Annotated in this window: 11 protein-coding genes; 2 read left to right on the top strand and 9 right to left on the bottom strand. The window is 47.4% G+C overall.

Annotation, left to right across the window (positions count from 1 at the left end; genetic code table 11):
- Positions 1–305 precede the first annotated feature (305 nt).
- Both ACQKPA_RS31325 and ACQKPA_RS31320 read right to left on the bottom strand, forming a co-directional pair.
- The gene (locus ACQKPA_RS31325; protein ID WP_009592811.1) at positions 306–536 is read right to left on the bottom strand and encodes a hypothetical protein; all 231 of its coding nucleotides are present in this window, start codon (positions 534–536) and stop codon (positions 306–308) included.
- Positions 537–747: 211 nt separating this feature from the next.
- Positions 748–1,356: a stage II sporulation protein M gene (locus tag ACQKPA_RS31320; RefSeq protein WP_427496227.1), complete on the bottom strand. Its 609-nt coding sequence runs from the start codon at positions 1,354–1,356 to the stop codon at positions 748–750.
- A gap of 94 nt (positions 1,357–1,450) precedes the next feature.
- Here ACQKPA_RS31320 and pdaB point away from each other — a divergent pair, with 94 nt between their 5' ends.
- Positions 1,451–2,254, top strand: coding sequence for a polysaccharide deacetylase family sporulation protein PdaB (gene pdaB / locus ACQKPA_RS31315; RefSeq protein ID WP_427496226.1), 804 nt, complete (start codon positions 1,451–1,453; stop codon positions 2,252–2,254).
- 56 nt (positions 2,255–2,310) lie between these two features.
- On the opposite strand, the gene ACQKPA_RS31310 is transcribed toward pdaB, so the two are convergent.
- Entirely contained in the window at positions 2,311–2,904 is a 594-nt protein-coding gene (locus ACQKPA_RS31310) for a KinB-signaling pathway activation protein (RefSeq protein WP_427496225.1), read from the bottom strand.
- Positions 2,905–3,142: 238 nt separating this feature from the next.
- Here ACQKPA_RS31310 and gerD point away from each other — a divergent pair, with 238 nt between their 5' ends.
- On the top strand, positions 3,143–3,850 hold the full coding sequence (gerD, locus tag ACQKPA_RS31305; RefSeq protein WP_427496224.1) for a spore germination lipoprotein GerD: 708 nt from the start codon (positions 3,143–3,145) through the stop codon (positions 3,848–3,850).
- Between the two features lie 101 nt (positions 3,851–3,951).
- Here the strand turns inward: gerD and ACQKPA_RS31300 are convergent, their stop codons facing one another.
- From ACQKPA_RS31300 to ACQKPA_RS31275, 6 genes are all read right to left on the bottom strand, one after another.
- Positions 3,952–5,046 carry a P-loop NTPase gene (locus ACQKPA_RS31300; RefSeq protein ID WP_427496223.1) on the bottom strand — a complete coding sequence of 365 codons (1,095 nt, stop codon included), beginning with the start codon at positions 5,044–5,046 and terminating at the stop codon, positions 3,952–3,954.
- Positions 5,047–5,109: 63 nt separating this feature from the next.
- Positions 5,110–5,883: an N-acetylmuramoyl-L-alanine amidase CwlD gene (gene cwlD / locus ACQKPA_RS31295; RefSeq protein ID WP_427496222.1), complete on the bottom strand. Its 774-nt coding sequence runs from the start codon at positions 5,881–5,883 to the stop codon at positions 5,110–5,112.
- 70 nt (positions 5,884–5,953) lie between these two features.
- On the bottom strand, positions 5,954–7,123 hold the full coding sequence (gene sat, locus ACQKPA_RS31290; RefSeq protein WP_427496221.1) for a sulfate adenylyltransferase: 1,170 nt from the start codon (positions 7,121–7,123) through the stop codon (positions 5,954–5,956).
- Between the two features lie 57 nt (positions 7,124–7,180).
- The gene (locus ACQKPA_RS31285; RefSeq protein WP_427496220.1) at positions 7,181–7,873 is read right to left on the bottom strand and encodes a phosphoadenylyl-sulfate reductase; all 693 of its coding nucleotides are present in this window, start codon (positions 7,871–7,873) and stop codon (positions 7,181–7,183) included.
- Between the two features lie 190 nt (positions 7,874–8,063).
- A complete protein-coding gene (locus tag ACQKPA_RS31280) occupies positions 8,064–9,713 on the bottom strand; it encodes an MDR family MFS transporter (protein ID WP_427496219.1) in 1,650 nt (549 codons plus the stop codon).
- Positions 9,714–9,729: 16 nt separating this feature from the next.
- Positions 9,730–10,179: a MarR family winged helix-turn-helix transcriptional regulator gene (locus ACQKPA_RS31275; protein ID WP_427496218.1), complete on the bottom strand. Its 450-nt coding sequence runs from the start codon at positions 10,177–10,179 to the stop codon at positions 9,730–9,732.
- Between the last annotated feature and the right edge of the window lie 303 nt (positions 10,180–10,482).

The following is a 10,482-nucleotide window of genomic DNA, read 5'->3' as shown; positions in this document are numbered from 1 at the left end:
TTTCTTAACTGACGAGAATTTGTTCAATTCTCTATTTCAACGTCCCACCAAAGTGGTTCGTTTTACTCACTCGTTGTTCAGTTTTCAAAGATCAATCTGTGTTTCTCGTTCGTCATCCGCATCTCAGCGGCGACTTTTATAATATATCATACTTCCTATCAACTTTGCAAGTACTTTTTTTAAAAAGTTTTTTTGAAGTTTGTTTTGAAGTTTGATGGCCGCCGGTTGGCGGCATCACCTTCGAAAAGGAAGCGAAAATTAATTTACCATATACTTAGCCGGTTAGTCAACACTTTTTCACAGAATTAATGTTTGATCTGCGGAAACTTCCCGTTACGTGCATATTTGGAGAGTTCCTTCTGTGGTGCAAACCGGGCATACATGCGGAACACCGTTTTATATCGGTTAGCTATAGCCTGCCTGATGTTTTGGTCCAATCGTTGGTCGCTCAAATCCAGCAGCATCTCGTCCAGTTCTTTTCGCAGTACATAATCAAGCTCTTTGCACTCTTTTTCATTGAATAGCATTCCCAGCATGATAGGACCTCCTTGTATAGTTAAGCGAACATGTAACGTCACTTCAATCGGATTAAAGCTGCTCTTGCCTATGTATTGGTGATTAACCGTATTGGCGGGATCTCTAAACCGAATGAATGCTGTCTGTACATTATGATGAACGTCCTGTCCGCGCAGCTCTCTCTTTACTCTGCTAAGCTGCTTTATTAGGTATGCACAATTTCAGGGAAAATTATGACATCAGCCACAACGTAATTGTACTTTCGATCATTGCCGCAATGAGCAGCAGCACGACAACCCATAAGGATGCAGTACCCAGCTTGCGCCAAAATCCGCGCCACTCCGCACCAATCCCGCTTCTGCGCGCGCCTGTCGCCGTTATACTTCTTAACACCAGCCCGCCAAAAACCAGGCCATATGCACAGGCAATCACAATGACCGGTATCTCAATGATCCCATGTGGCAGCAGCCCTTTCACAATCAGATCAAACAGGCTCTCTCCGCTCTCCCCCACAACTTTAACTAAGAATCCTATCACCATGCCATTGATGACCAGGAAGAAGAACGGTATCACGCCAAGCAGCAAGCCTGAGAACATGACAAGCACGCTCTTAATGCTGTTGTTTAGAAAGATAAAAACAAAGAAATTCCATTCGGGATGATCGGAGGAACCAAGCTGCTGGCTAATCTCCCCTAATCCTTGAAGCTGACCAAGAAGGAATTGCTCGAACCCCTCTGAACTTGCTCCCGCCACGATTCCGGCGATAAATAAGACTGCTGCCAAGAGCAGTGCCTTCCGGATCGATCTTAAATCTCTGAGAAAAATGCTAAAACGTAACATTCGCTACCTCCTAAATTGGTATAACTCGCAAGTACGAGCATATGTTGAAAGTAAACAAGCTATTGCACACTGAAGGGAGAGGGGCGCACGTATTATGAATTCTTTTTATGTATTCAACGGCAGAAAGATTAAGCGGTTTTTCTTCGTCCTTGCCGCGGCGATCTTTGCAATCGGCGTTATTTATGTGGAGAGTGACAACATCTCGGTCTTCTCCGAGAACAACCCGTCAGCGATTTACAGCGTGTCTACGGATAAGAAACAGATCGCTTTAACGTTTGACATCAGCTGGGGCGAAAAACGCGCAGAGCCTATTTTACAGGCCTTAAAAGACAATGGAGTTCAAAAAGCAACCTTCTTCCTGTCTGCGCCATGGAGCAAAACGCATCCCGATATCGTGAATGCCATTAAGGAAAGCGGATATGAAATCGGGAGCCACGGCTTCAAGCACGATAATTACAGCACGCTCACCGATGAGGAAATACGCAAGCAGATTTCTTCGGCACACACTATTTTAACCGCAATGACCGGACAAGAACCCAAATTAATACGGATGCCTAACGGGGATTTTGACAAGAGAGTGCTCGGTATAGCCCAGAGCCTTAACTACACGGTGATCCAGTGGGATACCGACTCCAGAGACTGGAAGAATATCGGCGTCGACAAAATTGTGGACCGCGTCGTCTCCAAAGCACATCCGGGAGACATCGTGCTGATGCATGCCAGCGACTCCGTGAAGCAAACACATGAAGCTCTCCCTCTCATCATCAAGGAACTGCGTAATAAAGGCTACGAGTTCGTTACGGTAACCGATCTGCTTCAACAGGGCAGCACCCAAGGCACCGAGGTTCGTGATCACGCTTCATTGCAGAAGAGCATCGAGGATGCAGGCGGACTTTAAACTCTCGAGAGAAACCCTGTAATTGAATAATGCTTAACAAAAAAAGAGCTAAGGTGTTAGCTCTTTTTTTCGTCTTGTGTAACTTTATGAAGCGTCAGAATTTGGTATGCATTACAGATCAGCAATGGTACCACCATAAAGATCGTGGCGTTGCTGACTCCAATTTGGAGTACACCGATAATCTCCACAATGGAAATCGCCATCATGAAGAAGAGGGTCGGAATCCATGCATTAGCATTTGTGCTCTTCACTTTGAGATAAGCAACAACAACCGCAATAACCAAAATGGAAACACCTAAAATCAAATCCTGCTGCAGGCTAGTGGAACCGCCGACAAAGGTACGGAAGAACATTAGCTCCAGCAATGCTAGAACAGCCAACACAATCTGAATGTACTGCCAAGTCTTTCGGCGGAATATGCCTATCCCCATATAATTTAATGTCAGGTACGCAAAAAAGCCCATCTGGGAGTATACGCTCACCAGTGCCCCAGAGCCCAACAAAATCAGCGGGTATATCAATAAATCGGCCATTCCCGTAAATTCGATCGCGCCATTAAACAACTGCAGGACCAGACCTACAATTAATGCCGCCACTGCCCCGACGAGCAGCGTTTTCAAAAACAATTTAGACCACTTTCGTAAGCTCAACTAACTTCCACCCCCACAGATCATTATTTTACCAACGTTCACAATAAAAAACCATTCTGAATCCGACATATTTCTGCAAATCCATCACATACTATGCGAAGAACCGTAAGAAAAACATCGATCGTCGTATCTTTACCAGAGGACCTACCGCAATGCTGAGGATGTTTTTCTTGCGATTATCGAATTTGTTCGGCTTCGCTTATAAATTCAATGATCTTGAAAAAGGAGGACAACGGTAATGAAGTGGCAGTTATTTCGTTTATGTATTATCGTCTTCGTTGCTGCCGTGGTGCTTACCGCTTGTGGTGCAGAACAAAGCTCGTCCCCGCAGCTTGGATATAAAGAAATCAAGTCCATGGTGGTCGACATTCTGAAAACCGACGAAGGTAAAAAAGCGGTAGAAGAAGCGCTTGGAGGCGGATCCGGCGGTTCCTCCGGAAGCGGCGGATCAATGGGGATGCGGATGATGTCCGCCCAGTCCGGGGACCAGATTCGCATGGCCGTTAAGGATACCCTGGTATCGGAGGAATATAAGAAGGAAATTGAGAAGATTATGACCGATCCGCAATTCGCGGGTGATTTTGCCAAAGCCATCAATTCCGAGAGCAAGCAGCTGCATATGCAGCTCATCAAGGACCCGACGTATCAAAAAGCGATTCAAGATATGTTAAAATCTCCGGACGTGATGAAATCGTTTCTTGAATTGACCAATACCCCGGATTATCGCAAACAGTCCATGACCGTAATGCAGGAAGCTATGCAGAACCCGCTGTTCCGCATGGAGGTGCTTGAACTGCTTAAAACGGTTGTAAAAGACGAACTTCAGCCTAAAGTGGAGAAGAAAAAAGAAGGCGAAGGACAAGGACAAGAGGAGCAAGGCGGTGGAGGCGGTGGTGAAGGTGGCGGTGAAGGAGAAGAAGGCGGCGGTGGAGGCGGCGGCAGTTAAGCAGCACCTCCCCACTTCTCCCATAAACATTAACAGGCTCCCTATCCAGGGAAGGCTCCCTATCCAGGGAGCCTGTTGCATTATATGCGTATTGACCACGTCTAAGCGGATTCCTCAAGCTTGGCTGCAATCCTTGCAGCTATTTCATCGTAGATCCCTGCGCTCTCGGTACCTGCCTTATACACCGACGGGGAGAAATCCGGCTCTGAAGGGTGGTTATCCGGCGCTCTTAACGGAAGCTGCGCGAGCAGCTCGGTATGAAGCGTCTCGGCAAGCTTCCCTCCGCCCCCACGACCAAATACATAATCCTTCTCCCCGCCATGGGAGCAGACATAATAAGACATGTTCTCGACGACGCCTAAGATTTCATGATCGGTCTGCAAGGCCATGGCACCCGCTCTGGCAGCTACAAACGCCGCCGTAGCATGCGGGGTCGTTACGATGATCTCTTTGCTCTGCGGAATCATCTGATGCACGTCCAGCGCCACGTCCCCTGTTCCTGGCGGCAGGTCCAGCAGCATGTAGTCCAAATCCCCCCAAGCGACATCCGTGAAAAATTGACGCAGCATTTTACCAAGCATCGGTCCGCGCCAAATCACCGGACTATTCTCTCGGATGAAGAAGCCCATGGACATCACCTTGACACCAAAACGCTCAACCGGATGGATGACACCCTCCTCGGTTACGGACGGCCCCTCTTCAATGCCCATCATATCCGGTACGCTGAAGCCATAAATATCCGCATCAATCAAACCTACCTTCTTGCCTTGCCGAGCCAAAGCTGCAGCTAAATTCACCGTAACGGTGGATTTACCCACGCCGCCTTTTCCGCTTGCAATCGCGATGAAGTGAACGCCGGATTGCTCGCTAAGGAGCTTATTCTGCTCCATGCCGGCGGCATGTCCTTTTGTCAGCTTCTCGCGATCGTTATCTTCCTCCCGGGCTGCTCCGCTAACGGCATTGTCCAGGGGGCGCATGCGGATATGTATATCCTCTGCCCCCATAGCCTCAAGAATTTCTCTGATCTGCGCTTCCAAGGAAGCGCGTACATCTTCACTGCTGTAAGTCACGGATAATCGGACCGTGCGTTCCTTCACAACAATATCTCGAATACGCTGGAGCTCCATTAAGCTCTTCCCGGTTTCGGGATCGCGTAAAGGCTGGAGTATCTCCTGTACCGTTTCTCTAGTCAGCATATAAGCACCTCTGCTCTATGTAATGGAATAGACAATGTTTCGATATTCCTGTCCATTATACCATTACTCTGCAGCTTGTGACGACTCGCTGGCGGACTCTCCGGAGGTATAACGCAAAATGCCATTATACACAGAAGCTGCGACCTTTCTCTGGTATTTCTCATCACGCAGCAATTCGGATTCCTCTGGATGGGACAAGAAACCGACCTCTACCAATGCAGAAGGCATGCGCAGGGCTTGAAGCAAAAATACCTTATCATCCGTTTTGGCCAAACGCTGCGTATTCTCCAGGTTATGTCGGATTTCAGCCTGAATCCATTCGGCGAGTTTTTTGCTTTCCCCGTTATTTGGAGGGAAAAAGGTCTGCGCCCCTCTCCACCGATTGGACGGAATGCTGTTCAGATGCATGCTGATAAACAGATCCGCCTTACTCTCTTCGATCATCCGCACTCGTTGCTTGAGGTCTTCCGTTTTACGCTTGGAATACCCCTTTGTGCTTTCTGCAGCCAGATCATAGTCTCCTTCTCTTGTCATAATGACGAGTGCGCCTGCCTGCTGCAAATAATCACGCAAATACAAGGTAATGGCCAGGTTTATATCCTTCTCGATGACACCTTGTCGGCTTACCGCCCCGCCATCTGGCCCGCCATGTCCTGCATCAAGGGCAATGACTTTGCCGGCAAGCGGCAAACTCCAGGTATTCGACGTTTTGGCAGAGGGGATTTCGTATGTTACAACGACAATGAGCAGTGCCAGCAGCGCAGCTCCAATCAGGGTTTGCTTGACTCTCTTCAACGATATCCATACCGTAACCTTGTCTGATCTCCGCCTGGACATAACAAAACCACCTCGTCCCATGAGTTGTTCTACTCCATCATATGGGACAAGGTGGCTATTTATGCCTTTGTTAGACCGTAATCTGCTCTTTCATGCCTTCGATTAACACTTGCGCGACTTCGGGGCGCGTAAATTCCGGTGGCGGGCACTGTCCTTCGCGTAGCAAGCCACGAACCTTCGTTCCCGACAAGGTCAGATGATCCTCCTTCGGATGCGGGCATGTTTTGCTTGAAGCCATATTTCCGCAAGTGGTGCAGAAGAAGCTGTGCTCGAAGAACAGCGGGGTAATACCCAACTCTTCTGTTGTGAAATTCTTAAAAATCTCCTGCGCCTCATACGTGCCGTAGTAGTCACCGACTCCTGCGTGATCCCGGCCAACGATAAAATGGGTACAACCATAGTTTTTACGAACCATGGCATGAAATATAGCTTCTCTAGGCCCCGCATAACGCATGGCAGCCGGAAATACGCCCAGGAAGGTGCGATCCGCGGGATAGTAGTTCTCCAGCAAGGTCAGATAGCTCTTCATTCGCACATTGGCAGGAACGTCATCCGATTTGGTCTCTCCTACAAGGGGATTGAGGAACAGTGCGTCTACGATTTCCATAGCACTCTTCTGAATGTATTCATGTGCACGGTGAACCGGATTACGTGTCTGAAAGCCGACAACCGTATTCCAGCCCTTGGCTTTGAACTGTTCGCGGGTCTCTGCCGGATCAAAATAAAACTCGCCAAAACGTTCCGGCTGTGGACGATTCAGCACTTGGATCGGCCCGCCTACATAGGTTGAAGGACGTTCAAAAAGTTTCTTCACGCCTGGATGCTCCGGATCATCCGTCTTGAATACTTGAACAGCCTCGACTTGCTGATCCACCTGATAGACGCTCTCTACATCGATAACGCCATAGACGACCCCATCCTCTTCGCCTACAAGTGCCGCCTTCTCGCCGACGGCAAGTTTAGCCGCTGTATGCTCATAAACAGCCAGTGTAACCGGTATGCTCCAGACCGTACCGTCCGCTAAACGCATAGAGGAAACCACAGACTTGTAATCCTGCTCGTTCAAAAATCCTTGCAATGGCGAAAATGCCCCGACCCCGATCAAATCCAGGTCCGAGATGCTCCAAGCGTTTACTGGGATCTTATGAAGATTGTCGACCTGTTTCAATAAATCTTCACGCTCTGCTCCTTGGGCTACCCGCTGTACCAGCGTACCGCCATGAGGGAGTATGGCTGTCATCAATAATTCCTCCTTCTTATGCTGTAACTGTACGATCCTAAGTCGATCATGATTCGTTTATTTATGAAGTCCGCATTCCGTCTTCTCATGGCCTGACCAGCGTCCAGCACGTGGATCTTCTCCTGGCATGACCTGTCGTGTGCAATATTCGCAGCCAATGCTCGGATAATTCTGATCATGCAGCGGATTGTAGATGATATCGTTAGCTCGGATGTAGTTCCACACATCCTCGCTAGTCCAGGCTGCGATCGGATTGAACTTCACCAACCCGAACTTGGTATCATACTCAATCTTCTTCGAATTAGCACGGGTAGGCGCTTGATCTCTTCGTATCCCCGTAATCCAAGCCTCATATTGAGACAGAATCCTAGTCAATGGCTCTACCTTTCGGATGTTGCAGCACTCATTCGGGCTTACGCTCCATAATGCTTCACCATGCTGTGCCGCTTGCTCTTCCGGCGTAAGGAGCGGAGAGACCCGCACGAATTCCAGGCCATAACGTTCGGCCATACGATCCCGCGTTTCGTACGTTTCCTTGAAGTGAAAATCGGTATCCAGATAAAAAATATCCGTCGACGAGCTAATCTTTTGAATCATATCCACCAATACCACATCTTCTGCACCAAAGCTGCAAGCAAACGTTATATTGGGAAATGTCTTGATCGCAAATGCGATGACCTCCTCAGCCGATGCATGCTCAAGCTCTTCTGCTTGCACTCGGATCAAATCCTCTTTCTCCAGCAAATTCATGATTGGACGCCTCCCCCGATATTAATCCCGATAATCCTACTGAAATAATATGAATTAAATACAGTATAAAACATTCCTAATAAATGTCAACCATCAAATCGTTACCCTAAAAAACGAAAAAACCCTTCCTGCATAAACAGAAAGGGTCTTCTTTCTCTTCAATTTCCAAACATTTTGACAAATACCAATCTTAGTCTGTTGTTACTGCCGATACCTCTTTAGCTCTAGTACCAGTACTTCCACTCTTCCCTTCCGAGTCCTCGGATTTGGCAGCGGATGCCTGATTCGTCGTCCGCAGCGGGATCTCCTTCAAGAAGAATACGAGCAGCAGAGCGACTACGAGAACCAACGTACCTGTGAGGAACACCATGGATAATGTATTTCCAAGTGCATCGCGGATACTGTCGATCATTTGCGCGAACAAAGGCTGTACATCGGCAGGAAGACTTGCCTGCGTCTGCTCAATCAGCGGTTTATTCATCAGTGTCTGTGGATTGGCGAAGGAGAGCATCTGCTGAGCTAGCTGGGGATCCACAGAGCTAAAATCCGGAGCATTAGCTGATTGAAGTGCTTCCTTCAGATTCTTTGTCAGATTGTTCGACATAACCGTTCCCATAACCGCGATCCCGATTGTACCACCGAGATTACGGAACAACTGGGATGAAGCCGTTGCTACACCGAGCTCGTTGTGGGGTACCGCATTCTGCGTAGCCAGCGAGAATACCGGCATACCCAAACCAAGACCGATACCGAAAATAATGGTACTAACCACAGTAAGCCAAATGTTGTCCATGAACACCATAATGCCCATACCGACCATCATAATTGGAACTCCAAGAAGTGCGTACCGTTTGTACTTGCCACTCTTAGCAATGAGTTGACCTGCTATAGCACTCGTACCCATCATGAAAATCGACATGGGGATGGTTACATAACCCGCATAGGTTGGTGAGATGCCAAGCACTCCTTGAACATAGAAGGAAATATAAATCATGGCACCCATCAAACCAAAGTTCATAAAAAATCCAATCAGATTAGAAACCGTAACGACACTATTTTTGAACAAACTAAGTGGCAATACCGGTTCCTTCGCTTTCATCTCTACGAAGATAAAGATAAGAGCCGATACGACCGAAGCTGCGATGAGACCAATAATCTCCGGTGATCCCCAAGGATATTCCGTACCTGCCCAAGAAAAGGCCAGCAGTAAAGGAACGATAGACGTTGTAAGGAACAGGGAGCCCAGATAGTCAACGGACTGACCTCTTTTGCGCTCGACCTTCGGAAACAACGTCCAGATCATGATAAAGGCTACTACACCCAGCGGCAGGAAGATCCAGAATAACCAACGCCATTCGATGTTATCGACCAGGTATCCGCCTAGTGTAGGGCCAAGGACACTGGAAAAACCGAATACCGCGGTCATCAGCCCCATCCATTTGCCGCGTTCGCGCGGTGGGAATAAGTCCCCGACCGACATAAATGCGGTTGATTGGATAATACCGGCACCTATACCTTGAATACCCCGATAAATAATGAATTGGTACACGTCTGTTGACGTACCCGTCAGGAAAGCCCCTAACATGAAAAATAATATACCTATCAATATAAACGGCTTACGTCCGAACATATCGGACAGCTTACCAACCAGTATGGTTGCGATCGTTGATGTTAACAAATAAATATTGATGGTCCATGTATAATAATCCATGCCATCAAGAATGGCGATAATCCGCGGCATTGCGGTGCTCGTTATCGTCTGGTTAATGGCTGCGAAGAACATCGCAGCCATGATCGCAATCATAATTGAAACTTTACGTTTAAGCGTTAAATGCTCCATGCTCCATGCTCCACCTCTACCCATTGTGATTGTCTTTATCTATGTTTGACAGCATCAAGGAGAAGATTCTTCTCAAATGCTGAATGTCTTCCTCAGAGAGGAAGTTAAAAAAACCTTGAATCATTTCCTTCTGATCCTTCTTCACTTTCCTAATTACATCCAGGCCCGGTTCCAAGAGTGTGATGTTGACAACTCTCCGGTCATCCTCAGCACGCTCTTTCTGCAAGTAGCCTTCCGCAACCAATTTATCCGTTAGGCCGGTTATAGCCGGCGGTGTTAAAGACAAAGCTTCGGCAAGCTCCGATACCTTCAGTGGCCCTCGCAGCTTTAATACATACAGCACCTGAAATTGTGGAAAGCTTAAGTTGTACTTCCCTGCGCTCGACTTGTTCCATTCCTGATGAATGTTCTTCAGTAGTGCCCGGAACATCGACGACACTTTAAAAATCTCTTCATTGCGATCCAACCATATCCCCCCTTACCTGCTCCAAAAATTACTTATTTAATTAATGATTAAATAATAATTATTTAAATGCTTAATTAATTCGCAATTAATAATATATCTCTATTTACATATGAAGTCAAGTGGTTAACGATGTAAGAACATCCATATGTACATCCTTTTATCCGCAGGTTGTGCACATCATGTGAACAACCTGCTCTGGGTTTGGTCAACGAATTCCGAATGTGTTGTCAATCATGTGCATATCTTTGTGGACAAACTACTTTCTGATAACGCAAAAAAGCCCTTGACCATAATGGCCAAGGG

Origin of the sequence: Paenibacillus sp. NPDC093718, assembly GCF_050279985.1 — a bacterium.
In the GTDB taxonomy this organism is placed as follows: Bacteria; Bacillota; Bacilli; order Paenibacillales; family Paenibacillaceae; genus Paenibacillus_AQ.
Note: the sequence above shows the minus strand (reverse complement) of the source record. Positions and strands in the feature narration are given on the sequence as shown.